Source organism: Providencia sp. PROV174 (genome assembly GCF_028480685.1).
GTDB lineage: Bacteria > Pseudomonadota > Gammaproteobacteria > Enterobacterales > Enterobacteriaceae > Providencia > Providencia rettgeri.
This window is the reverse complement of the sequence record NZ_JAMPOT010000009.1, coordinates 135,273-160,399: the sequence shown is the minus strand read 5'-3', so window position 1 is coordinate 160,399 and position 25,127 is coordinate 135,273. Positions and strand designations below refer to the sequence as shown.

Annotated in this window: 22 protein-coding genes and 1 pseudogene; 16 read left to right on the top strand and 7 right to left on the bottom strand. The window is 39.2% G+C overall.

Annotated features, from left to right (window positions below):
* Nucleotides 1-14 precede the first annotated feature (14 nt).
* The 5 genes from PSE60_RS08035 (at nt 15) to PSE60_RS08015 (ending at nt 4,659) form a co-directional block, all read left to right on the top strand.
* Entirely contained in the window at nt 15-134 is a 120-nt protein-coding gene (locus PSE60_RS08035; RefSeq protein ID WP_036962273.1) for a GpE family phage tail protein, read from the top strand.
* Nucleotides 127-2,826 carry a phage tail tape measure protein gene (locus tag PSE60_RS08030; RefSeq protein ID WP_272665072.1) on the top strand — a complete coding sequence of 900 codons (2,700 nt, stop codon included), beginning with the start codon at nt 127-129 and terminating at the stop codon, nt 2,824-2,826. The genes PSE60_RS08035 and PSE60_RS08030 overlap by 8 nt, the downstream gene beginning before the upstream one ends.
* Before the next feature lie 2 nt (nt 2,827-2,828).
* Complete coding sequence (locus PSE60_RS08025; protein ID WP_272665071.1) at nt 2,829-3,275, top strand: phage tail protein; 447 nt, start codon at nt 2,829-2,831, stop codon at nt 3,273-3,275.
* The gene (locus tag PSE60_RS08020) at nt 3,272-4,369 is read left to right on the top strand and encodes a phage late control D family protein (RefSeq protein ID WP_272665070.1); all 1,098 of its coding nucleotides are present in this window, start codon (nt 3,272-3,274) and stop codon (nt 4,367-4,369) included. Before PSE60_RS08025 ends, PSE60_RS08020 begins: the two co-directional genes overlap by 4 nt.
* A 71-nt stretch (nt 4,370-4,440) precedes the next feature.
* Nucleotides 4,441-4,659, top strand: coding sequence for an ogr/Delta-like zinc finger family protein (locus PSE60_RS08015; RefSeq protein ID WP_272665069.1), 219 nt, complete (start codon nt 4,441-4,443; stop codon nt 4,657-4,659).
* A 123-nt stretch (nt 4,660-4,782) separates the two neighbouring features.
* Here PSE60_RS08015 and PSE60_RS08010 read toward each other — a convergent pair whose 3' ends face one another.
* From PSE60_RS08010 to PSE60_RS07995, 4 genes are all read right to left on the bottom strand, one after another.
* Entirely contained in the window at nt 4,783-5,691 is a 909-nt protein-coding gene (locus PSE60_RS08010; RefSeq protein ID WP_272665068.1) for a DUF4435 domain-containing protein, read from the bottom strand.
* On the bottom strand, nt 5,688-7,106 hold the full coding sequence (locus PSE60_RS08005; protein ID WP_272665067.1) for an AAA family ATPase: 1,419 nt from the start codon (nt 7,104-7,106) through the stop codon (nt 5,688-5,690). The genes PSE60_RS08010 and PSE60_RS08005 overlap by 4 nt, the downstream gene beginning before the upstream one ends.
* 346 nt (nt 7,107-7,452) lie before the next feature.
* Entirely contained in the window at nt 7,453-8,088 is a 636-nt protein-coding gene (locus PSE60_RS08000; RefSeq protein ID WP_272665066.1) for a hypothetical protein, read from the bottom strand.
* Between the two features lie 206 nt (nt 8,089-8,294).
* Entirely contained in the window at nt 8,295-9,464 is a 1,170-nt protein-coding gene (locus PSE60_RS07995) for a RhoGAP domain-containing protein (RefSeq protein WP_272665064.1), read from the bottom strand.
* A gap of 117 nt (nt 9,465-9,581) precedes the next feature.
* On the opposite strand from PSE60_RS07995, the gene btuC reads away from it, so the two are divergent.
* The 11 genes from btuC to PSE60_RS07940 all read left to right on the top strand — a co-directional run bounded on the left by btuC (nt 9,582) and on the right by PSE60_RS07940 (nt 20,562).
* Nucleotides 9,582-10,583: a vitamin B12 ABC transporter permease BtuC gene (gene btuC / locus PSE60_RS07990; RefSeq protein ID WP_272665063.1), complete on the top strand. Its 1,002-nt coding sequence runs from the start codon at nt 9,582-9,584 to the stop codon at nt 10,581-10,583.
* 5 nt (nt 10,584-10,588) lie between these two features.
* Entirely contained in the window at nt 10,589-11,362 is a 774-nt protein-coding gene (locus tag PSE60_RS07985; RefSeq protein WP_272665062.1) for a vitamin B12 ABC transporter ATP-binding protein BtuD, read from the top strand.
* 119 nt (nt 11,363-11,481) lie between these two features.
* Entirely contained in the window at nt 11,482-12,627 is a 1,146-nt protein-coding gene (gene arnB, locus PSE60_RS07980; protein ID WP_272665061.1) for a UDP-4-amino-4-deoxy-L-arabinose aminotransferase, read from the top strand.
* Entirely contained in the window at nt 12,627-13,619 is a 993-nt protein-coding gene (arnC, locus tag PSE60_RS07975) for an undecaprenyl-phosphate 4-deoxy-4-formamido-L-arabinose transferase (protein ID WP_004910377.1), read from the top strand. Before arnB ends, arnC begins: the two co-directional genes overlap by 1 nt.
* On the top strand, nt 13,619-15,604 hold the full coding sequence (gene arnA / locus PSE60_RS07970; protein ID WP_115167381.1) for a bifunctional UDP-4-amino-4-deoxy-L-arabinose formyltransferase/UDP-glucuronic acid oxidase ArnA: 1,986 nt from the start codon (nt 13,619-13,621) through the stop codon (nt 15,602-15,604). Before arnC ends, arnA begins: the two co-directional genes overlap by 1 nt.
* On the top strand, nt 15,604-16,497 hold the full coding sequence (gene arnD, locus PSE60_RS07965) for a 4-deoxy-4-formamido-L-arabinose-phosphoundecaprenol deformylase (protein ID WP_272665060.1): 894 nt from the start codon (nt 15,604-15,606) through the stop codon (nt 16,495-16,497). The genes arnA and arnD overlap by 1 nt, the downstream gene beginning before the upstream one ends.
* Before the next feature lie 7 nt (nt 16,498-16,504).
* On the top strand, nt 16,505-18,163 hold the full coding sequence (gene arnT / locus PSE60_RS07960) for a lipid IV(A) 4-amino-4-deoxy-L-arabinosyltransferase (RefSeq protein WP_272665059.1): 1,659 nt from the start codon (nt 16,505-16,507) through the stop codon (nt 18,161-18,163).
* Nucleotides 18,160-18,507, top strand: coding sequence for a 4-amino-4-deoxy-L-arabinose-phosphoundecaprenol flippase subunit ArnE (arnE, locus tag PSE60_RS07955; RefSeq protein ID WP_004910381.1), 348 nt, complete (start codon nt 18,160-18,162; stop codon nt 18,505-18,507). The genes arnT and arnE overlap by 4 nt, the downstream gene beginning before the upstream one ends.
* Nucleotides 18,504-18,911: a 4-amino-4-deoxy-L-arabinose-phosphoundecaprenol flippase subunit ArnF gene (gene arnF, locus PSE60_RS07950; RefSeq protein WP_272665058.1), complete on the top strand. Its 408-nt coding sequence runs from the start codon at nt 18,504-18,506 to the stop codon at nt 18,909-18,911. Before arnE ends, arnF begins: the two co-directional genes overlap by 4 nt.
* A gap of 82 nt (nt 18,912-18,993) precedes the next feature.
* On the top strand, nt 18,994-19,482 hold the full coding sequence (locus PSE60_RS07945) for a C40 family peptidase (protein WP_004910384.1): 489 nt from the start codon (nt 18,994-18,996) through the stop codon (nt 19,480-19,482).
* A gap of 63 nt (nt 19,483-19,545) precedes the next feature.
* The gene (locus tag PSE60_RS07940; RefSeq protein WP_272665057.1) at nt 19,546-20,562 is read left to right on the top strand and encodes a lipoate--protein ligase A; all 1,017 of its coding nucleotides are present in this window, start codon (nt 19,546-19,548) and stop codon (nt 20,560-20,562) included.
* Nucleotides 20,563-20,798: 236 nt separating this feature from the next.
* On the opposite strand, the gene PSE60_RS07935 is transcribed toward PSE60_RS07940, so the two are convergent.
* From PSE60_RS07935 to PSE60_RS07920, 3 genes and pseudogenes are all read right to left on the bottom strand, one after another.
* Nucleotides 20,799-21,170 (bottom strand): helix-turn-helix domain-containing protein, encoded by a 372-nt coding sequence (locus PSE60_RS07935; protein ID WP_004910390.1) that lies wholly within the window; start codon nt 21,168-21,170, stop codon nt 20,799-20,801.
* Between the two features lie 628 nt (nt 21,171-21,798).
* Nucleotides 21,799-22,827, bottom strand: a pseudogene (locus PSE60_RS20615) (hemin-degrading factor).
* 105 nt (nt 22,828-22,932) lie between these two features.
* Nucleotides 22,933-25,107: a TonB-dependent receptor domain-containing protein gene (locus PSE60_RS07920; RefSeq protein WP_272665056.1), complete on the bottom strand. Its 2,175-nt coding sequence runs from the start codon at nt 25,105-25,107 to the stop codon at nt 22,933-22,935.
* Nucleotides 25,108-25,127: the final 20 nt, after the last annotated feature.

Below are 25,127 nucleotides of genomic sequence, written 5' to 3'. Positions count from 1 at the left end.
CCGTGAATGACTTAGTGGCAGATATTGCCACTATTTTTCACTGGTCACCGGCTGTCACTGATGAATTTTCCCTGACTGAATTATTAGAATGGCGTTATCACGCCCTTAAACGTAGCGGTGTAGAAGATGAGTAAAGATTTACGCTTACAGGTAATTTTAAGCGCCGTTGATAAGTTTACGAAACCGTTTAAGAGCGCCCAAGCCTCGAATAAAAAACTGGCGGAAACCCTCCGTCAGTCTCGCCAGCAACTCAAAGAGCTGAATAACCAAGCCAAACAAATTGACGGGTTTAAGAAAACAAAACAATCCCTTGATGCCGCCAGTAGTGCGTACCAGCAAGCGACTGCAAAGGTAAGCCGGCTTGCGCGTGAATTATCCACCATTCAAAACCCAACAAAAGCCCAATCACGAGAGCTTGACCGCGCCAAAGCCGCCGCGGCTAAACTCAAAGCCGAAACGGGCACACTGAGTGCCTCATTACAACGCCAACGGGAAGCGTTAAAAGGGAGTGGGATTTCAACGCACCAATTGAGCCAAGCCCAAGTCAAATTAAATAGCGACATTGCCAGCACGAGCCGGCGATTACAGCAACAAGAGCAGCAACTAAAACGGGTTGCTAATCAAGAAAAACGCATGTCAGCGGCAAAAAATAGCTATCAAAATGCCATGGGCGTGCGTAATAAAATGGCCGGTAGCGGCGCGGGTATGCTTGCATCCGGTGTGGGGTTAGGTTATGCGGCTAAAAAAGTCTTAGTACCAGGCTATGATTTTGAAATCGGCATGTCGAAAGTGCAAGCCTTAACCCGCCTTGATAAAAATTCCGACGACTACAAGATGTTAAGGGAGCAAGCGCGAGACCTTGGGGCAACAACCGCATTCACCGCTAATGAAGTTGCACAAGGTCAAGCGTTTTATGCCATGGCTGGTTTTAAGCCAGAACAAATTAAAAATGCCATGTCCGGTACTTTATCCATGTCATTGGCCGGTGATATCGACTTGGCAACCACTGCAGATATCGGCTCAAATATTTTGACGGGCTTTAAGCTGAATTCTAATGAAATGAACCGTGTCAGTGATGCCCTTGTCGCCACGTTTACGCGGTCTAACACCAATCTCACTATGCTTGGTGATACGATGAAATATGTTGCGCCGGTTGCTTCGGGGCTCGGTGTCGATTTAGAAACCGCCGCCGTTGCCGCCGGTAAACTCGGTGATGCGGGTATTCAAGGCAGTATGGCCGGTACAGGGTTACGCTCTATTTTAGGGCGCTTGGCAGAGCCACCGAAAATGGCCGGTGAAGCTCTTGATAAATTGAAAATTAAAACCCGTGATGCCAAAGGTAATTTGCGCCAATTTACCGACATACTCGCCGAGCTAGACAAAAAAACAAAAAAAATGGGTACGGCAGAGCGTGCCGGACTGTTTAAACACATTGCCGGTGAAGAGGCATTTTCTGCCCTCTCAGTATTGGTTGACCAAGCTGGCTCCGGTCAATTGCAAGCCATGATTGCTGAAATCAAAGCCGCTAAAGGGGAAGCGGAAAAAGTCGCCAAAACCATGACAGATAACCTTGATGGCGACTTAAAAAACTTAACCTCGGCTTATGAAGATGTAGGAATACAAATTTTTGGCGGTGCGGATAGCCCTTTGCGGGATATCACTAAACGAGTCACAGACCTCATTTCGAAGTTTGGCCAATGGGCAAAGAAAAACCCTGAACTGGTCAAACAAATCACCATGATCACGTTGGGATTAGGTGCTGTGCTGGCCGTTGGTGGCAGTATCACATTGATGATTGCTGCATTAATTGGACCACTCGCCATGGCGAAATTAAGCCTATCTGTTTTAGGCATCAAAGGCAGCGGCTTTCTATCATTACTGATTAAGCCTATTAAGTTAATTGGAACGGCATTTATGATGCTAGGCCGTGCGCTATTAGCTAACCCGATTATCTTAATTATCACGGCTATCGCTGGCGCAGCTTACCTGATTTATAAATATTGGGATGATATCGTTCCGTACGCTAAAAAATTATGGAACAGAGTCACAGAGATATTTTCCCAATTCTGGGAGAGGGTTAAATCCTATGTGCTGAATTGGGGGCTTGTCGGGCTGGTTTATCAGCACTGGGATGAGATTGTCGCTATCACTTCTCGTATGTGGGCATTGGTGAAGAAAACCATTTCTGATAAGTGGGAGCAGATTGTCGCGGATGTTAAAGGTTTACCGGAACGCTTTAAACAAATTGGCGGTGAGATCATTGATAGCCTGAAAAACGGCATTCTGGAAAAGTGGGAATCACTGAAAGCCCAATTTGCCGAACTTAAGCAAATGGCTACAAACATATTGCCCGATTGGATGCTTTCGGATGAAACCAAAGCTGTGCGCGCCATGTCACAAGTGACCGTTATTCAAGCTGGCATGAAGAGTGCGGGCATGTTCGACAATGGCGGATTTATCCCCCGTGGACAATTTGGCATTGTGGGGGAATATGGACCCGAGCTTGTTGATGGGCCAGCTCATATCACTAGCCGGAGAAAAACTGCTGCACTGGCTGCGGCGGCATTAACCATCGGCTCTATGACCGCGACAGCAAAACCCATCCATCCTTATGCTTTACCCGCAAATAGCTATCAGTCCGCGCCAACAACCATAAACCAAAGCAATCATGCGGCAAATACTGCACCGGTCACTATCAATGTTTACCCATTACCGAATCAGTCAGCAAACGATATTGCAAGAGAAGTTGCTAGACAATTAGAGCAAAACCAACGGCGTGAACAGGCAAGACGACTGAGTCGGTATCAAGACAGCGAGGACGATTAATTATGGCAATGGCAGCACTAGGCTTGTTTGTCTTTCAATTAAATACAACGCCTTACCAGATGATGCAAATTAACCAAAAATACCGTTATGGGGTGAATAATCGTGTCGGCAAGCGCCCCTCAGTTCAATTTATCGGCCTTGATAATGACGATATCACATTAAGTGGCTCATTATTCCCGTCACTGACTGGCGGCAGACTGTCATTGCTGGTATTGGAGCAAATGGCAGAAACGGGAAAAGCATGGTCGTTGATTAATGGCTCAGGCACCATTTACGGTATGTTTGTGATTGAAGAAATCACCCAATCGAAAAGTATTTTTTTTGATGATGGCTCGGCCAGAAAAATTGATTTTACGCTGAAATTAAAACGCACTGATGAATCACTGTCTCAAATGTTTGGCGACCTAGGTCAGCAGCTCAATGATATTCGCGGAGCCTTACCGCTATGAGTTTTTTAACCAAAGATGAGTTAACTCCTGCTTTTGTGCTTGCGGCCGGCGGTGAAAATATTAATAGCCTGATTCAGGGGCGTTTAATGTCATTAACCATGACGGACAATCGCGGCTTTGAAGCTGACCAATTAGATATTGAGTTGGATGATAGCGACGGACAACTCGCCTTACCAAAGCGAGGTGAAACCCTGTCATTGCATCTTGGTTGGAAAAACGAACCGCTGATCTACAAGGGGACGTTTACGGTTGATGAGGTTGAACATAGCGGCGTGCCAGATAAGCTCACGATCCGTGGTCGTAGTGCGGACTTTCGCGACACTTTAAACGTCAAGCGTGAGCAGTCTTACCATCAAAAATCGTTGGGCGATATTGTACGCACCTTGGCGGAACGCAATAAGTTAAAGGCGGTTATTGATGAAAAATTAGATAAAATTAAACTCGCTCATATCGACCAAACCAACGAATCGGACGGCTCATTTCTCACACGAGTGGCGAAATCCGAGGGGGCAATCGTCGCGGTTAAAAACGGAAACTTACTGTTTATGAAACAAGGCCAAGGACTCACCGCAACTGGACAACCGATTCAAACGATGCATATCACCCGCTCAGTGGGTGATGGACACCGTTTTTCACTGGCCGATCGTGGTGCATACACCGGTGTTATTGCTAACTGGCTTGATACACGTGAGCCGAAAAAGAAAAAAGTAGTGACGGTAAAGCGTAAGCGAAAAAGCAAACAACCTACAAAACCCGCTGAACCGAAAGAAAAACAAGGGGAATATTTAGCCGGCGAACAAGGGAACGTTCTCACGCTTTCTCATACCTACGCCACGAAAGAAAATGCCGCTCGAGCCGCAAAAGCCAACTGGGAAAAAATCCAACGTGGTGTTGCGTCATTTTCGATTCAACTCGCCGTTGGCCGTGCAGATCTCTACCCTGAAATGCCTGTCACTGTCAGCGGATTCAAGCCCGAAATTGATAATGCAGATTGGACGTTAACCCGCGTGGTGCATTCATTGAATGATAGTGGCTTTACTTCAGCTTTGGAGTTAGAGGTGAAAATCTCAGATTTGGATATCGCTGATGAATAATTTTTTAGACTGTATGGATATACATGATATAATTTACATAACATCAACATCATGACAAAGGATACATAATCATGATGAATTGTCCTGAATGCGGTCATGCTGCACATACACGTAGTTCTTATCAAGTCTCATCCGAAACCAAAGAACGCTATAACCAGTGCCAAAATATTAATTGTGGTTGCACATTTGTCAGTCACGAATCAGTGACCAAAATTGTTGTTAAACCCGCACATATTAATGTTGTTGAGCCGCATCCGAATAAGTTTCAGCAGTCTTCATTGGGGTTATGATGGAAGTGAGAACAAACTACAGATAATGATATTTACCATTATATTAGCAATATACTTAAATACCACCATATGAATATATTTACATGGTGGTATTTTTTTAAACATAAAAAAATATAAAACCAGCTAATAAGAATTTGCTGTTGTATTATTCCCTTCAAAAAAGGCGATGAACTCTCTAGGTATTTCACATGCAATTGCAAATTTACTCATATCATTACTTAAACTACTTCTAGGGTCAAAGTTCAATCTAAATTGGCTGCTAGTATCAATAGTTTTTAAATAATTTCTTAGTGAGTTTAGCCATTCTTTTATAAACTCAAAGCAATACTTTCCTCTAATCGCTTCTTTATCAGTCAATCTATCAAAGCACTCCGATAGATAATCAAGTTTTTTCTTATCAAAAAGAGAGAAATTAAAATCATTACACTCCCCTGTGAATTCAATACTTTGATATTTAATACTTATTGTTTTTTTAATTACTTCAAATTTATATGTTCCTTTCCCTTCCAAATTATGCTTCAAAAAATATTTTTTAGATATAATTCGAGCGAATTTGTTATATAGAGAAAAATCAACAATAAAGTCATTCATTATTTTTTCGAGCAAAGGAAAATGGCCAGCAGTAATATTAAACTCTCGTTTTAAAAAGCTCTTAACTGACAATTCATCTACTATAGTGTTTTCTATCGAATAACTATTTAATGTAAGAAAAACATCATTATTAATTGAAGCCAAATCATAATCTTTATCAACAATAAATTTAACATGAGATAAAATAATTTCATCGCCATCTGCTAAGCATTTGTTATATAAATCTATTATATTCTTTTTTCCTTTAGCAGTAATGTGTCCATAATTTTTTGTATAACTTAGTCTTTCAAGCCATACACCATAAACAGAAAAATCCTCTACGCCTTCTATTACTATAACAACATCACAAAATGATTTAGCAGCTAAGATATCATAACGTAAACTCGATGTCTTATCTCTAGAGACCTTCATATCTGTGAGTAAGGCATTTCCATCCATCATTTTTTTTCTTTCCTAACTCTTTTGACATTAACAGAATTAGCGTGACTTTCTAATTCATTATCAAAAACAAATGGTGAATGAGTAATCGCTATAAGTTGTTCTGTTGTTAGCTCAGAGCTTATATCAATTAAAATCATTCGTTGCCATTTTATTGATAATGATAATTCTGGTTCATCTATCAAAATTATTTTTCTTTTTTTATCGTTTAAATATACCATAGATATTAATGCAATTATTTGCTTTTCACCTGATGATAAACAATCAAAAGAAATTTCCTTCTCTAAAAAATTATCATAAACACAGACGCCATAATTAACTTCATCTATTTTAAGCACTTTAGAATCACCTGCGCTTTCTAAGTACTTGTTACAGATACTTACAAATTTATCTACTTTTGACTCTCGCACCTTCGTCTTGTTAATTATTTCATTCAGTTTAGATAGGAAATAAAGTAAATATGTATCATCTTTGTCAAGCGTGCTTTCTGAGGCATAGCGATCATCAATTTTTTTATTATAATATGCTGTATAGAATCGGCCTAAATCTCTAATTAACTTATTTTTATTTCTATCATTTTTATTTACTCGATTTAAAAATATAGTCAAATCTTCTATTTTAGGTATTCTTATATCCTTAGCAATTATCAACCTAGTATTTAAAAGATCTGTTAACATATCAGCGCTTAGTGCCCTATATGCTGAGCTAGATTCTCTTTCTATCTCAATAGTTATATTTTTTAGTGACTCCTCAACATCTTTCAAACCATAGGCAAAATGCTCATACTGATTAGTATTACTACCTTGATCTAAAAGCGCCAAATTAACTTTTTCAGATATTCTGCTTGGTAATTTCTCAATCCTTCTATATGTAGGCAAGTATAGAATATCAAAAGAATCAAGATAATCTTTGTACTTTACAGCATACCTAGCTAAGTCAAAATTTAACGATTCCTTTATTTTTTTTATTGTGTCTAAATAAGCGTATTCAAAATCAATAAATTTCTTACGATACTCATCACTGTTAGCATAAATCATATTAAATGTTTTATCTTCTAACATATTACCTTTCTTATAGTTTAAAACATCAAATAAAAGCTGAGGATTCTCATAATAACTATAGTACCTTAATACCGATAGAGTTGTATCTGGTCGAAAGCTAATGAACTTTTCAAAATCGTTTTTTGTGAATTTAAATTTGTCATTATTAATCTCCAGCTCCATGAACTCAAAGTCAAGTTCGTGTATATGGAAAAAATTTAATTTCAATATATTGTATAAATTATTTAATATAATTGTTTTGCCAACACCATTTTCCGATACAAATATTCCAGTTCGGCTATTCATTTCTATACTTATATCTTTATAGCCATGAAGTTTTTTTATACTAAAACTTTTTATAATCACGTTATTTGTCATATAAGCCCTTGTTTTAAAAAGCAAGCCAATACAGTTATTGTTCCATTATTTCACTTACACTACTGATAGTAAACATAGCTATTCAAGTTAACCTCTAAATTTCCATCTTAAGCAATCAAATCAAATGTATATAACCTCAAGTACTGCCTAGTCTGTATCTTTTAACTACCCTATATAAAGGCCCATTAATGATAAGAAATTTGATACTTAGGTAGGTCTCATCGTAAACATAACATAACACCATCTAATTTATTTAAATAAAAACAGTTAGTTATATCGCATTCAAGGCTAGAGATAGTAATACATAAAGTCGATATGTGGGCATAGACTGAAATAAATCCTTTTGCTATTTAGATACACTAATTAATTCATCAAAGAACTTATCAAAGCCTTTTTTGCCACTATCATCAAATCGCAATTCGTTGAACTGCACAGTGAAAGAGCAGCTATCGTCGGTTAGCTCACTCAAATTATTAATCGGAACATATTTTTTAGTGACCTCTAATGCCTGCAGCTTAGTGATTGTTGCTGTGTATTCAGGTGAGCCTTTCAGTTTTTTTCCATTCGTGTCAACTAAATAAGAAGTGACAGTAACTTTATCATTGGGCGTATTAATTAATGAGCGATAAACACCATAGACAATGGCTCGTTTTGTTAAAAGCTCCTTTACATCTTGCCCGTCTTGCTCAAAAGCTACTGCTGAAAGCCTAACTTTTAATGGTGATTCGCTAATAATTTCGAGTGAATTATTTTCAGGGTAATAATCACTGAAATATTCCATTGCATCATTCATTGTTGCGTAAACTTCATTTTGCTTTGTGCAATCTTCACTTGATTTGAGGTACGGTGTAGCAGAAGCCGAACTGATACCAACAACCAAGGCAAATACGGAAAACGCAGAGCAAATAAAAAGTTTTTTTACTTGGGTCAAAAAATTGGTGCTCGTAATGTGTTTTACATCACTAAAAAATGTTCTAAGCATTATATTTCCCCTTATTGAATTGAGAATAAATTAAAGTCAGCTTTAACCAATAAGTAAAGCCCCTCATCTCAAGGGGCTAATGCTAAAGGTGGGTTACATGTGGATGTAATGTGGATGATATTTTATAAATCCTTTTATAAAACATGCAATTATAGATAAACAAAAGACCGCCTAGGCGGTCTTTTGTTTTTGGGGCGAAAAATTTTTTAAGTGTGGTGAAATAAGCTTCTTTCTCGATGGATTAATGCAGCAATATAACTTTCAGCTAGTTGGTTTGCTTCTTTCGCTTTCATGATTTCTAACTGAATTTTTTTAGCGTCTTTTATTGTTGAAAGATCAAGTGATGGGATATCTGTTAAATGTGCTGCAAAAATTGTGGCTAAACTTTTGACTGACATTTTGTGAGAATTTTCATTATTGGCAATAAGAGCACAAAAACGGGTAACGAGTTGTAAGGTTAACGGCGGTGGGGCCAGCCTATCTAACGTTTTACAGATCCTAAAGTCGGTATTTTTTAAAATAGTAGGGGCTTTATTTTTTAATTGCTCGCTACTTTTAATTTGTTGAGTAATATTTTCTTTATTTTTTATTGCATCATCACAGGCTTGCAAATCTTTAAATGAAATGGGCGAGCTAAAGTCAATATTGCTGTTTTTTTTCAGTAGTTCGCCAGCCATTCTTTTAAAGACACTTGCTAGAGCCGGTAGTGAGTAGTCATGCAGTTGGGATAAATAATAGCGGTCATAGTCAGGACCATTAATTTTTTTGATGATATTATCGACATCACTCTTAGCGCCTTCAACGCGAAGTATACCTTGACTATTGGAGTATTCTTTATGACTTAAAATTATATGGCCTAATTGATTAATCATATGTTTTTTTTCTCGGTCAATATCAGAAAGTCCATCATAATTATCAATAAGTAATTTATTATTGTCTTGCAGTATATTCACTTCATTTTTTCTTGTTTTTTCTGCACGTTGAGCTTTATGTCGGGCTATTACTTGTAATGCTACCTTTCGGGCTGCATCAACTCGAGGGTTTCCTGTCAAGCCCTCTTTCGGGATGATTTCATTTTGAGTTGATGGGACTTTGGTAGAACCATCATCTGCAGAGGAAATCTTGCCTACGGGTATTTTCTTGCATATTGGAGAAATAATAACAAAATTTTCATCGGAATATACTTTTTTGGGGCTTGCCATAGACTTATTATGGCAATTAAATAGTAGAGAAAAAAAACTAATAAATGATGGAGTTACTCTTTTTAGAAATGATTTAAAATTGCTATTAGCTTTATTCCCTGCGAGGTTAGTTTCATTTGGGCTGTATGCGGAGAGTTGTGGTTTGGGTCGATTCTTAACTGTACTTTGTGCCATGTCAAAACCTTCGTGTGGTTAGAATTAAAATTGGCAGTAGTTTAATTTTTTCCTTATGATCTCTCTTATATAAAACGAGATTGTTTTTTTAACTGACAGATAAATTAAATAAATAGAATGAATTTTTCATTGAAACAGCTACAAAAACAACAAAATAAATCAGACATACGTTTAATCGTATTTTTGTTTTTCGCCCTTTTTATCATTGCAATATTGTCGCTCAGTGCAGGGGAGATTTGGTATTGGCCTAGCCAATGGATGGATGATTCCGCGCAGTTGTTTGTCTGGCAAATTCGCTTTCCTCGCACACTAGCGGTCATTATTATTGGCGCAGCTCTTGCAGTCACAGGGGCTATAATGCAAGCCTTATTTGAAAACCCTTTAGCAGAACCAGGTTTATTAGGGGTAAGTAATGGTGCGGGTGTTGCTGTGGTGCTGACTGTATTATTATCGTCAGGCGTGACACATTATTGGCTATTAAGTGTTAGCGCGATTATGGGGGCTTTATTGTTTACCACCATATTGCTTTATTTTGCTCGTCGTAAGAATCTGAATAATTCCAGTTTATTGCTTGTTGGGGTTGCACTTGGTGTGATTAGTGGGGCCTGTATGACATGGATGGTGTATATGAGCAGTAACCTTGATTTGCGGCAGTTACTGTATTGGATGATGGGGAGTTTTAGTGGGGTTGATTGGCGTCAAATTGGCCTTGTTATTGGTTGTTTACCTTTTTTAGTCTGGGTGCTCTTCCAAGGTAATATACTGAATTATCTTTCATTGGGAACAGTACAAGCTTATCAATTAGGAATCTCAGTCCATAAATGGCGCGTTATATTAATTATTATTAGTGGTGTATTAATTGGCCTCAGCGTCGCTATTGCGGGGGCGATTAGCTTTATTGGTTTGGTTATTCCTCATATATTGCGGTTAAGTGGTTTAACAGATAACCGAGTATTATTAGTTGGTTCTGCTGTAGCAGGAGCATTAGGGTTATTAATTGCAGATATACTGTCTCGGTTATTAATCGCCAATGCTGAAGTCCCTATTGGCGTTATTACTGCCACCTTAGGGGCACCGATATTTATTTTCTTGTTAATTCGTCACCAACAATGGCGGTAGAAGTGATGGATGACAAATTAATTATTGATATTAAAAATATAACTATCGATACACGATTGATTAATGTTTCAGCTCAAGTGCGGGCTGGAGAACAAATTCATCTATTGGGTGCGAATGGGGCGGGAAAAAGTACATTATTAGCTGCGATAAGCGGTTATTTACCTGTAGGTGGCGATATTTTAATTGATAGCCGAAGTATACAGCAATATCGTATCGCACAATTGAGCCAACAGCGTGCTTATCTTTCACAATTAGTTAGTGATGTTCCTATACTCAAAGTTTTTCAATATTTTGGTCTTTTTTCGCCTGATACCTTGTTTTCCAATGATATTTTTGATTGCTTATGTTCAGATTTTCAACTGACGTCATTATTAAGTAAGCCTATTAGCCAACTCTCGGGTGGAGAATGGCAGAGGGTTCGAATTACAGCCGCATTTTTGCAGGTTTGGGATAAACAGCAATGTAAGGGAAAATTCATATTATTGGATGAGCCGACCAATAATTTAGATATTATTCAGCAAGCGATGCTTGATAAATGGATTAAATATTTTTGTGATTGCTTAGGAACCGTTATAATGAGTGGTCATGACCTTAGTCATTCATATAAAAATGCATCTTGTATTTGGATGATGAAACAAGGACAGTTAGTCGCAATAGGGAAACCAGAGTGCATAATGACAGAAAATAATTTATCTGACATATTTATGTCTGAAATTAAGTTAAGTCACAGTACATCTCATCAAGTGTGGCAGGTTATAAATTTAGCGGGTAAGCAATAAGTTGTTTTTATCACACATTTTTACATGATAATCCCGCAATGTTTGCAGGTGTTGAGGTTCGGTTAAAGTATAATTAACTAGAATATTCTATTCACAATGAAAACTAGGCTATTAACAATATGAGCAATTTCTTACCATTTTCAAAACCAGCAATTGGTGATGAAGAGGTCAAGGCAGTAGAAAACGTTCTGCGTTCAGGCTGGATAACAACAGGCCCACAGAATCATCAGCTAGAAGACGATTTTTGTAAGCGCTATGGCTGTAAACATGCAATTGCATTGTCATCAGCTACTGCAGGCATGCATGTTGTATTAATGGCATTGGGTATTGGTCCTGGTGATGAAGTCATCACGCCTTCTCAAACATGGGTATCAACAATCAATATGATTGAGTTGCTCGGGGCAACACCGGTCATGATTGATGTTGATCGTGACACATTAATGATCCAACATGATGCCGTAGAAAAAGCGTTAACAGAAAAAACAAAGGCCATTATCCCAGTACACTATGCGGGAGCTCCTTGTGATCTTGACGCATTGCGTTTGATTGCTCAAAAAGCCGGTGTAGCATTAATCGAAGATGCGGCACATGCCGTGGGTACTCGTTATAAAGATGAGTGGATTGGCGAAAAGGGAACGTCTATTTTTTCTTTTCATGCCATCAAAAATGTCACCTGTGCGGAAGGGGGATTAGTCGCAACCGATGACGATGAACTTGCTCAGCGTGTACGTACACTCAAGTTTCACGGTCTAGGGGTTGACGCGTTTGATAGACAAATGCAAGGCCGTAAGCCGCAAGCCGAGGTTGTTGAGCCCGGTTTTAAATATAATTTATCGGACATTCACGCCGCGATTGCTGTGGTGCAGTTATCACGAGTTGAGCAATTAAATCAGCGTCGTGCGGAACTTACAGCTCGTTATCGTGAGTTGCTGAAAAATTCTCCTTTACAAATGTTGAGTGTCCCTAGTTACTCACATTTACATGCAAATCATTTATTTATGGTACGTGTCGATAAAGCAGCATGCGGCATTGATCGCGATACTTTCATGGAAAAATTGAAAGAGCATGATATTGGAACAGGGTTGCACTTTCGTGCCGCGCATACACAAAAATATTATCGCGAAAAATATCCTGAGTTAGTTTTACCTGAATCAACATGGAATAGCGCCACATTGTGTTCGTTACCTTTATTTCCCGATATGACTGATGCAGATGTTGAACGGGTCGTTAAAGCTGTAGAAGCAGTTCTTTTGGAGTCAAAATAGTGTCACACGCAGATGAATTTGATGAGATTAAAAAAGTCTCAGTGGTTATCCCTGTCTATAATGAAGAGCAGAGTTTACCGCAATTGCTAGAACGTACTATCAAGTCATGTAAACAATTAACTCAATCCTATGAATTAATTCTAGTTGATGATGGTAGTAGCGATCGTTCTGCACAAATGCTTACAGAAGCCGCAGAAAATCCAGATAACCACGTTATTGCAATTATTTTAAACCGTAACTATGGGCAGCATTCTGCTATTATGGCGGGTTTTAACCAAGCTGATGGCGACTTAGTGATTACTTTGGATGCGGATTTACAAAATCCACCAGAGGAAATCCCACGTTTAGTGCAAACAGCTATGCAAGGTTATGATGTAGTTGGTACGCGCCGTGCGAATCGCCAAGACTCTTGGTTTCGCAAAACAGCCTCTAAAATGATCAATGCGATGATCACCAAAGCGACAGGGCGTTCAATGGGAGATTACGGCTGTATGTTACGTGCATACCGCCGTCATATCATTCAAGCTATGTTGCAATGTCATGAAAGAAGTACATTTATTCCTATTTTGGCAAATACATTTGCACGTAGAACCATTGAAATTGATGTAGCGCATGCAGAACGCGAGTTTGGTGATTCTAAATACAGCTTTATGAAGCTGATTAATTTAATGTATGACTTATTAACATGCCTGACTACAGCGCCACTACGTTTATTGAGTGTTGTAGGAAGTATTATAGCTGCTGGCGGTTTTTTATTAGCGGTATTGTTAATTGCATTGCGTTTAATTTTTGGCGCAGAGTGGGCAGCAGATGGCGTATTCACTCTGTTTGCAGTACTCTTTATGTTTATTGGTGCACAATTTGTTGCCATGGGGCTACTGGGCGAATACATCGGTAGGATCTACAATGATGTGCGCGCAAGACCTCGTTATTTTATTCAAAAAGTCGTTGGAGCAGATGCGAAATCCGACAAAAATCAGGAAGAAGACTAATGAAAGCTATTGTTTTTGCCTATCATGATATTGGCTGCGTAGGGCTAAAAGCGCTTGAAAAAGCAGGTTTTGATATCCAAGCAGTGTTTACACACACTGATGACCCAAATGAAAACCACTTTTACTCCTCAGTTGCGCGTTTAAGTGCTGACATGGAACTTCCTGTTTTTGCGCCTGAAAACGTTAATCATCCATTATGGATTGAACGTATTCGCGAAATGAAACCTGATGTGATTTTCTCTTTCTACTATCGCGATATGTTAAGTGAAGAGCTGTTAGCTATCGCGCCTAAAGGTGCGTTTAATCTACACGGCTCATTGCTACCAAAATATCGCGGTCGTGCTCCTATTAATTGGGCATTATTAAAAGGAGAAAGCGAAACAGGTGTGACCTTGCATAAAATGGTAGCTAAGGCTGACGCTGGCGATATCATTGCTCAAGAAAAAGTGGCGATTACCGATACAGACACTAGCTTGACTCTGCATGCGAAAGTACGTGAAGCGGCGGAAGTTTTATTGAATAAAACACTGCCATTAATTGAAGCTGGTAGCTACAAATCTGTTGCACAAGATGAAAGCCAAGCAACGTACTTTGGTCGTCGTACCGCTGAAGATGGTTTGATTAATTGGAATAATAGCGCAAAAGAAGTTAACTGCTTAATTCGTGCAGTAACTGAACCTTATCCAGGTGCGTTCACTTATTTAGGCGCACGTAAAATGGTTATCTGGCGCGCACGCGTTTTAGATGATAACCAAGGTAAAGCAGCTGGTACGGTACTTTCGAGTGATCCACTGCGTATTGCTTGCGGCCAAGGGGCTATCGAAGTGATTAGCGGCCAAAGCGAGACTGGTTTATATATGCAAGGTAGCCGCCTTGCTAACGAAATGGGTATCGTAACTGATGTCCGTGTTGGGGCAAAACCAACAGCACAAGTTAAGCGTCGCACACGTGTTCTTATTTTAGGTGTGAATGGGTTTATTGGTAACCATTTAACAGAGCGCCTATTAAAAGACGGTAACTACGATATTTATGGCATGGATATCGGTTCTTCTGCGATTGAGCGTTTTATTGGTAACCCACGCTTCCACTTCATTGAAGGTGACGTTAGCATCCATACAGAATGGATTGAATACCACATCAAAAAATGTGACGTTATTCTGCCTCTGGTTGCGATTGCAACGCCAATCGAATATACCCGTAATCCATTACGCGTTTTCGAATTAGACTTTGAAGAAAACTTGAAAGTTGTACGTTACTGCGTGAAATATAACAAACGTATCATCTTCCCATCGACGTCTGAAGTTTATGGTATGTGTGATGATAAAGAGTTTGATGAAGACGAGTCACGCTTAATCGTCGGCCCAATCAATAAACAACGTTGGATTTACTCAGTTTCTAAACAATTACTTGACCGAGTGATTTGGGCATACGGTGCGAAAGAAGGTTTAAAATTCACCTTATTCCGTCCATTCAACTGGATGGGACCTCGCTTAGATAGCTTGAATTCTGCACGTATTGGTAGTTCGCGTGCGATTACTCAGTTAATTCTAAACTTAGTTGAAGGTTCGCCAATTAAACTGGTTGACGGTGGTGCACAAAAACGTTGCTTTACAGATATTAAAGACGGTATCGAAGCGTTATTCCGTATTATCGAAAACAAAGATGGCAAATGTGATGGTCAGATCATCAATATCGGTAACCCAACTAACGAAGCGAGTATTCGTGAATTAGCAGAAATGTTGTTGGAAAGCTTCGAAAAACACCCTCAACGTGGGAAATTCCCTCCATTTGCAGGCTTCCGTGAAATCGAAAGCAGCAGCTATTATGGCCAAGGGTATCAAGATGTTGAACACCGTAAACCAAGTGTTGAAAATGCACGTCGTTTACTGGATTGGGTTCCAACTATCGATATGAAAGATACCATCGAAGAAACATTAGATTTCTTCTTACAAGGTGCAGTTGAAGAGTTAGGTAATAAAGACTAATGAAAAAAGTTGGCTTGAGAATTGATGTGGACACCTACCAAGGTACCTTGAAAGGGGTTCCACAGCTACTCAAAGTGCTCAAAGAGCATAATATTCAGGCCAGCTTTTTCTTCAGTGTAGGACCCGATAACATGGGGCGCCATTTATGGCGCCTTTTGCGTCCTAAATTTCTGTGGAAAATGCTTAGGTCGAACGCAGCATCCCTTTATGGGTTAGACATCTTATTAGCGGGCACAGCATGGCCGGGTAAAAAAATTGCTAAAGATTTAGGTTATTTGATGAAACAAACTTTGGATGCTGGTCATGAAGTAGGTTTGCATGCATGGGATCATCAAGGTTGGCAGGCTAAAGTTGCTAAATGGAGCAAACCACAATTGACCGAACAAGTTAAGTTAGGGGTGGATGCGCTGGAGCAAGCCATTGGGCATCGAGTGACGTGTTCTGCCGTTGCTGGTTGGCGAGGCGATGAGCGTGTGTTGGAAGTTAAACAAATGTTTAACTTTGACTACAACAGCGATTGTCGTGGTAAATACCCATTTAGGCCAATTTTAGCCGATGGCTCACTCGGGACGGTTCAAATCCCTGTCACATTGCCGACTTACGATGAAGTCGTAGGGACAGTCGTGAGTGATGATGCATTTAATGATTTTATTCTTCAAGCAATTAAAGAAGATCAAGGCGTTCCAGTTTATACTATCCATACAGAAGTGGAAGGAATGTCCAAATCGGAACAATTTTCACAATTATTGGAACGAATTACACAAGAAGAAATCCAATTCTGTACATTGAGTGAATTACTGCCAGACGATTTGAATTCATTGCCAAAAGGGCGTGTGGTGAGGGCACCATTCCCCGGACGTGAAGGCTGGCTAGGCTGCCAAGAAGAGGAATAAGCAACCTATGTTGAATAACCGAGCGAGCAAAGTAGGAGCCTCTCTGCTGGCTCTTTTTTTTATCCTAACCTATTTGTTGCCGTTGAATAGTCGTTTACTTTGGCAACCAGATGAAACGCGATACGCGGAAATTAGCCGTGAGATGTTACAGCGTGGAGATTGGATTGTTCCTTACATGCTGGATGTACGCTATTTTGAAAAACCAGTGGCAGGTTACTGGATAAATAATATTAGCCAAATGATCTTTGGTGAAACGAATTTTGCTGTTCGTTTTGGTTCGGTTTTTTGTATTCTTCTCAGTGCACTACTTGTCTATCGTATGGCAAAGATGATGTGGCGTAATAACCACGTTGCCTATGTTGCAAGCCTCATTTATATCTCGATGTTCTTAGTGTTTTCTATCGGGACCTACAGTGTACTCGACCCAATGTTGTCTTTATGGATAGCGGCAAGTATGTTTTGTTGCTTGTGGGCAATGAAATCGAGGGAAGTAAAGTCCAAATTAGCGGCGTGGCTTTGTCTTGGGCTAGCTTGTGGCATGGCATTTATGACCAAAGGCTTTTTAGCCCTTGCTATTCCAGTGATTGTCATGCTGCCTATCACAATCTACCAAAAGCGGTTTCTTGAGTTACTCAAGTATGGGCCGCTTGCAATAATTTCTGCGGTTATTATTAGTTTGCCATGGGCTTTGGCAGTTGCAAAACAAGAGCCTGATTATTGGCATTATTTCTTTTGGATTGAACACATTAAGCGCTTCACGGCAGATGATGCTCAGCATATCGCACCGTTTTGGTATTATATTCCGATTATCATTCTTGGCGCTATTCCATGGGCAGGGCTGTTACCCGGTGCTATCATGAAAGGCTGGAAAGAGCGTAAATCTAGTCCTGATATGTTTTTCTTACTGTGCTGGTTTGTTGTTCCCGTCATCTTTTTCAGTATTTCTCGCGGTAAGCTACCAACGTATATGTTGCCATTTATGGCACCACTGGCATTGCTTATGGCGAAGTATGGGGTTGATTGCGTTCGTAGTGGTAAAATGAAGGCATTGAAAGCCAATGGGATTATTAATGTTGTATTAGGGATCGCAGCGGTTATAGCGGTAATTGTTGTTAGCACGGTGATCAAAAAGCCATTATACGAACCTGATGAATGGTCAAAAATGGTGTTAGGTGTCGTTGCCTTTTCTATTTGGGCGATTATCGGTTATCTATGCACGGTATTAAATGCAAAGTACTGGTTATGGGCAGCATCATGTTCTTTAGCGGTGAGTTTGTGTATTGGTAGTGCTCTGCCGAATAACACCATCGATTCTAAATTGCCTCAAAATTTTATTCATCAAAATCATGATTTACTGATGAATAGCAAATATTTGATGGCAAGTAATGTTGGGGTCGCAGCTGGCCTTGCTTGGGAAACTAAAAATTCCAATATCTATTTATACAATAGTAGTGGAGAGTTAAGTTATGGGTTGGAATACCCAGATAGCCAACATCGCTTAATAAAACCTGACCAGTTTGCACAATGGCTGACAAAAGCACGTAAAGAAGGGCAGGTAACAGTTGTCTTTTTATTAGGCCGTAAAGAAGGTTTACCAGATATTCCTAAGCCGGATGAAGTTATTAAAAATTCACGTATGGCGATTGTGGTTTATCATCAACAATGATTGCACAACTATTACTATTATTGCTGGTTAGCGTTTTAACCTGTATTGGGCAAGTGGCTCAAAAGCAAGCCGTCGTCAATTGGCAGAGTAATAAAACCAATAAAACAGCATCAGCCCTTCGATGGCTGGTGCTGGCGGTTTTCATGCTCGGGCTTGGCATGTTGTTTTGGTTGAAATTATTGGAAACCATGCCGCTGAGTATTGCGTATCCAATGCTAAGCATTAATTTTGTGTTAATTACGCTAATTGGCCAGTTTGTTTATAAAGAACAAACTGGGCTCAACCACTGGTTAGGGGTTGCTGCCATTATGTTTGGTATTTTGCTAATGAGTATCAGCGTATGAACAAGGGTTATTTATGGGTGATTGGCAGTGCGTTATTAGTCACAGTCGCTCAACTGAGCTTAAAAGCTGGGGTGGTTGAGCTACCCTCATTCACGCTTGGCTGGCATTGGCTGCAATTTGATTGGTTACTCGCTAATATTACTAGTTTAGGAATTATTTTTTTAGGGTTAGTTTGTTATGCGTTATCGATGTTATGTTGGCTATTAGCATTAAAATACATAGCATTGAATAAAGCTTATCCGCTTATTAGCTTAAGCTATGTTTTTGTTTATTTATTAGCAATTTTCTTACCTTGGTTTAATGAGCCTGCTACAGGGTTAAAGGCCATTGGTATCGGTTTTATTTTATTAGGTGTATGGCTAATTAGCCGACCTAATAAATCATCAAGTGATAGAACAGAATAATTTCTTAGTTGCTTATATTATAGTCTTCACGCACTATGATATAAGCAAGTTATCGTAATGGGATAGATAAATAAGGTGCTTTATGGTTATCAAAATACAACACCTACCACTATTACTGTGTTTAGTTTTAATTGGTTGTTCATCGACATCCGTTAAAAGAACGCCACCACCGCCGCTAAAAACACAGTTATCTGATCCAATTATGACGATAGCGCAATTAAAAGATCAACTCGAGCAGTGGTATGGTACGCCTTATCATTATGGCGGCATGAATCAAAATGGTGTCGATTGTTCCGGTTTTGTCTATCGCACATTTAATGATCGCTTTGCCATTCAGTTGCCTCGTACAACGGTGGATCAAACTCAATTAGGCACACGGATTGATAAATCAGATTTGATGCCAGGGGATTTGGTGTTCTTTAAAACAGGTTCTGGAGAGAATGGGTTGCATGTGGGTATTTACGATACCGATAATACATTCATTCATGCATCAACGAGTAAAGGGGTGATCCGTTCATCAATGGATAACGTCTATTGGCGAAAAGTGTTTTGGCAGGCAAGACGCATCTAAATTCGCTATTTTCCTCAGTGATTATGCTATCTTAAGGGCAAGTTTTGTTTTAAGGATAGCCTAATGTCAACAGTACGTTTACTCATCTCTGAATCCTACGACCCTTGGTTTAACCTTGCGGTTGAAGAAACTATTTTCCGACAAATGCCAACTGACCAACGTGTTATGTTTCTCTGGCGAAATGCTGATACGGTGGTTATAGGGCGTGCACAAAACCCGTGGAAAGAATGTAATACTCGGAGAATGGAAGAAGATAATGTTCGTTTAGCACGGCGTAGTAGTGGTGGTGGGGCTGTTTTTCATGATTTAGGTAACACCTGTTTTACGTTTATGGCAGGAAAGCCGGAATATGACAAAACAGTTTCAACACATATTATTGTCGATGGATTGGCACTTGTCGGTATTAACGCACAAATCTCTGGTCGTAATGATTTAGTCTTAGAGACTGAAAGTGGTCCGCGAAAAATATCGGGTTCTGCATATCGAGAAACGAAGGATAGAGGTTTTCACCACGGAACTTTGCTAATTAATGCAGATTTAAGTCGCTTAGCAAATTATCTGAATCCAGATCCGAAAAAATTACAGGCAAAAGGGATTACGTCAGTGCGTTCTCGTGTGGCTAATTTATCTGAGCTTGTTCCCAATATTTCTCATGAAATTGTTTGCGAAGGAATAATTAAAAGCTTTTTTAATTACTTCGGTGAAACGGTCGCTGCCGAATATATTTCCCCTGAAAAACTACCTGATTTGCCAAATTTCGCAGAAACCTTTGCAAAACAAAGTAGTTGGGAATGGAATTTTGGGCAAGCCCCAGCTTTTTCTCACTATTCAGATATCCGCTTTCCTTGGGGAGGAATTGAGTTTCATTTTGATATCGAAAAGGGTGTGATAAACCGCTGTCAGTTTTTTACGGATAGTCTAGACCCATCCCCTTTAGAGTGGTTGAGTGAGCAATTGACAGGTAAAGCGTATCAGGTAGAAACAGTACGTGCATTGAGCAAAGAGATGGTTGTGAAATGGCCGCAGCTGCAGGAACAGTTGGCTGATTTGGAAAACTGGTTAGTCCATGAATTAAGTTAAAAAAAGAGCCGACATAGTCGGCTCAGACTGCGGATAAACATTTATGTTTAGCTGCGGTCTAATAGGTTATTGAAAATAAAAGAGGAAAATCAAATTTTTGATTTTCGACTGATAACACAAAGCGAGAAAAATCACACTTTTATCTTGCTTTGCCAACAACCTTGAGCCGACATAGTCGGCTCAGACATAGACTTCAAAATTACAAATAACTAATAGGAAGGGATGTTCTAAAATAATTAGTTATGACAACTACAGGTCATAAAATTTTTGCATTCAGGTAATTCACCTGATTGGCGAAATTTTGCAGGCGTGGTATCAAAGTGCTTTTTAAAGATACGGGTAAATGTCGCCTGTGAACTAAAACCATATTGCAATGCAATGTCAAGAATAGGTAAGTTACCTTCACGTAATGATTTAGCTGCTTCTAATAAACGACGTTTACGGACGTATTCGCCAAGCGTGCAACCTTTCATTTCTTTGAAAACACGCTGTAAATGCCATTTTGAATAACCGCTTTTATCGGCAATTGTGTCGATTTTGATGCCTTCATTGCGTTGCAACTGACTTTCAAGCCATTTAACAATATCGTTGACTACACTTTCTGACATATTTACCTCCTACTCAAGTAGGCTATTGTTCATTAATAACTAATAATAACTCACGAAATTAGGGTCTATTCTTCCTGTTTTTCCGATATATCGATAGGCCAAACGTGCGGTTTTTAAATGAGAATAGCTATTAATACAATAGATGTTGATAAAATTAACATTTTAAACATTCATTATTGTATGTTTAAAAATGTTTTAATTCAAGTGGTTATGTCATTTGTGTTGTTTTGTTAGGTGAGTTGAAGGCATTTTTTTGTTATATTCAAAAAAATTGTTCAATCTATTCGAAATTATTAACCAAGTAAATAATTGAAAAATTATTGTTCCATTTGTAATCGTTTTTATATAACAATAAACAGGAAATTCCGAGGTAATTGTCATGGTGGGAAATGTCTGTAATGACAATATTTGCAGGGTTAATAACTAATATAAACTACAAGTAAAACGCTTTATGCGGATAATGGAGGATTATTCTCTTTCCATATCAAAAAGTGGCTTATGTCGCTGTCGTGAATTAATGAAGCAAGGGTTCTATGGTAAATTTCATCTCTAACTTAATCACAATATTTGCTTAAAAAGTATTCGGAAATTTACCATTAGAAGCCCAACAATTTTTTAATACTTTTTATTATAAGCGAGACATAGAAAGAATTTGTTTACTCCATTCTATTTGTTCTGGTGTACCTTCTATACGTTGCCCATACATTTGAATAAGTTGATTACCTTGATTATCAAAGACCTCTAAACTAGTTACAAACCCATCCTTAGTCGGTTTTCGAGTCACCCAGCATTCGGATATACCATTTTCAATGAAATGCAATTGAAAGTTATGACCAGAAATATTGAGCGAATTATTTTTTGTTAACTCTTTTATTTTGCCAGTAAAAATCTGAACACAGCCACGATTTCCGACAAAAAGCATCACCTCATTTTGTGCTTGGTATGCAAGAGAAAGCAGATCAGATAAGGCGGTGGTAGGAACTTGCCATGCTAATTCTTGGCTAACTGCGCGAAAAACTTGCTGGCGACTTAAATTATGTTTTTGTAAAATTCCAAAAAACTGGTGCACATTAGTCATATCTCGCCATTGTTGTTCTAGCTCAGTGGCTAATTCTCGACTAATTTCTAGTGTTGAGAATGGGAGAGTTTCTTTTGGTACAATGGTCATGTTATCAAGCGTAGCATAGCGTTCAACAATAGCCTGCCACTCAGCCATATCGGTTTTATTTGTAGCATAAACCTGATGCAATGCGTCCCCATGCTTATCAAAAAATTGCATACTATGGCGTAGCCCTGTTGAGGTTTCTTCAACCAGGGCAAAAGTGGAATCCCATTATGCAAAAAACATGCGTAAATCGAGTGCGTTAGGATTTAAAAATAGCCCGCCATGGTGACTAAACCGCGGGTTACTATACTCACCGGTTTGAATACTGGTGGCATAGTTATTACGTGTTATTCCCTTCGCTTGGCCGATAGAGACTAAATTTTGCAAGATATCTGCTGCTTTTCCTGATAATCGAAGAACTTTCTCATTTCCTACACGGCAATGAACTAGTTGTGCTTCTGAAACCTGAAGTAAGGCAGCGATTTTGTGAGGGCATAAGTTAGAATGTGATTTTTGAATTTGTTGGTAATCATTGTAGAGGTTTGAGTTCACAAATTTTTCCTTGAAAAATTAAGATTGACGGGGGAAAGTCATCAACTGATTTGTTTTATTTTAAATGCTAGTCAAACCAGTTGATAACATGCGATTTTTAATGCGTTACCATGAGTAATTTACGTTAAGGTGGAAATTTCGACCTTCCTGAGGAACACCCATTGAAGAAACATATTGTTTATCGAATGCGTTCTTCATTGTTAGTGTTGAGCTGAGGCCTTTAATAAATTGGTCGGCTTGATAGTTGAGGTAAAAATCATGCAGGCTATAACCCGCGTGTTGAATAACCTCTTTGTGGTAGCGGTCTAAGCCTTTATCCGATTTATGGTGTGATAATTGGTATTTTACATTACCTTCAAATGCAGTTTTTCCCGTAAATTCACCGATCCAGCCGATATTGACTCCTGTTTCAAGTACGGGAGCATTGAAGCGAGCAACTAGGGTTTCAGGACGTATTGATGAAAGAGAGTAATGTGAGCCATCTTCGTTACCTTGGGTTAGGTTGTGACTGAGGTTAAGCTCAAACCATTGTGTTTTGTAATGGATAAAGCTATCAAATCCGCGAATAGTGGCAGAAGGTATATTTACAAAATAAAGTTCTTTCGGAAAATGCTCGGTTCTAAATTTTCTTATGTTAAATTCTTTTGGGTATTCTCCTTCAAGAGCAATGTGGTTTTTGGCTTTTGTATAGAAATAAGTTGAACCAAAATGTAGAGAGTCCCTCGCTATTAGCAGATCATCGAAACTAAGTTTTAACCCAACCTCTACAGTGTTATTGACTTCCGGTAGTAATTCCGGGGAAGGGCGGAAGTCTGATTTCATCCCGATGAAGGGGATCGTGAAATGATTTGAATTGTTATACAGCTCGCTCATGCGTGGGGTGCGGTAACTTTCCGAATAAGAAGAAAAAATATTTACCCAGTGTTGGGGAGTAGCACTGACAGCAAAACGTGACGACCAATTAGTATGAGCATTTTTAGCAATGTGCGCGCTATCTGTTTGATATTGTGTAAAACGAGTACCTGCTGAGAAAGTAATAGGTAAGTGTTGTAATGTCATGTCATTGACTAGCCAACCTGAGGTATTAGTCAATGACGCTGTCGGGTAGCTAATCGCATATTGGTTTGATTTTTGTTGTTGTGCGTAATACTCAACCCCACTTTGGATATGATGATTTGCCCAGCGATACATTGGAATGGTGAAGCTATTGGAGAATTTAGTTCCATAGGTGTATTGATTTCGCTTTTCTGTGCCGTACTCTTTTGGTTTTGTGGTGACCTTGACCTTGTCAGTTTGGTCTAGATATAAATCAGTATAGTAAATATCCCACTCAGCCTGCCAGTTAACGCTATTTTTAGGGGTAAAGTATTGGTTTATCGCGACATCAAATTGGTGGCTGTTTCTTTCATGTGGTGTATTTGGGTAACGCTCTTTGATTGTCGGTTTAGCGGGTTGTTTTACTCCTAAACTTTCATTGCGATAATCTTTTAACTGAATTGCAAAAAGGTAAGAAGGCGTCGCTGCCCATGTGGTTTTTAGTATCCAATTCTGAATATTTTCATGATTATCAATATGTGTAAAATCAGGTGAGCTAATCAAATTTTTCTTGCGCTGGCTGTAACTGATTAGGGTATCAATGGAGTTAAGACGACTGAATAGCGTACTTCCCATATAGTAGCTATGGTCATTGTGATCAATACCGCTAAAAACACGCCCACCTAGATTTTGGTTGGGCTTCAAAATATCAGTAGCATTTAATGTTTTGAAAGAGATTACCCCTGCCAAAGCGCCACCGCCATGGTGTATCGAAGAGGATCCTTTATGGATGTACACCTTTTTTACTAAAGTTGGGTCAATAAATGTTGCATCATATAGGCCGGAATTAAAGTCCTGAGTGATATTATCAACGGTGACTTTTACACCTCGGGAATCATAGCCCCGCATTTGAATACCCCGCCCATAAGTACTATTGGAACCAGAGACAAACACCCCAGATTGTCCTTTTAGTAAGTCAAGGGCGGATGTGGCAGCTTGCTGCTCGGGTGATTGTGCATCAATAACCTCAACATTCTCTGCAACAGCAATTTTTTCTAAGTCATAAGGCGTGGTAGAAACATGAATAATGTCCCGAGAATCCGTTTTTGACACTGCTTTTGCGGGTGATAAATTTTCAGCTAAGGCTGTGTTGCTAAACCCTGTCATTACAACGGTGGCTGCAATCGCGGAGAGTGATATTTTATGTTCTTGATGAGGTGATGTAGGCATTGATTTAAACAGCATAGGAAATCCTTTCCTTTGTT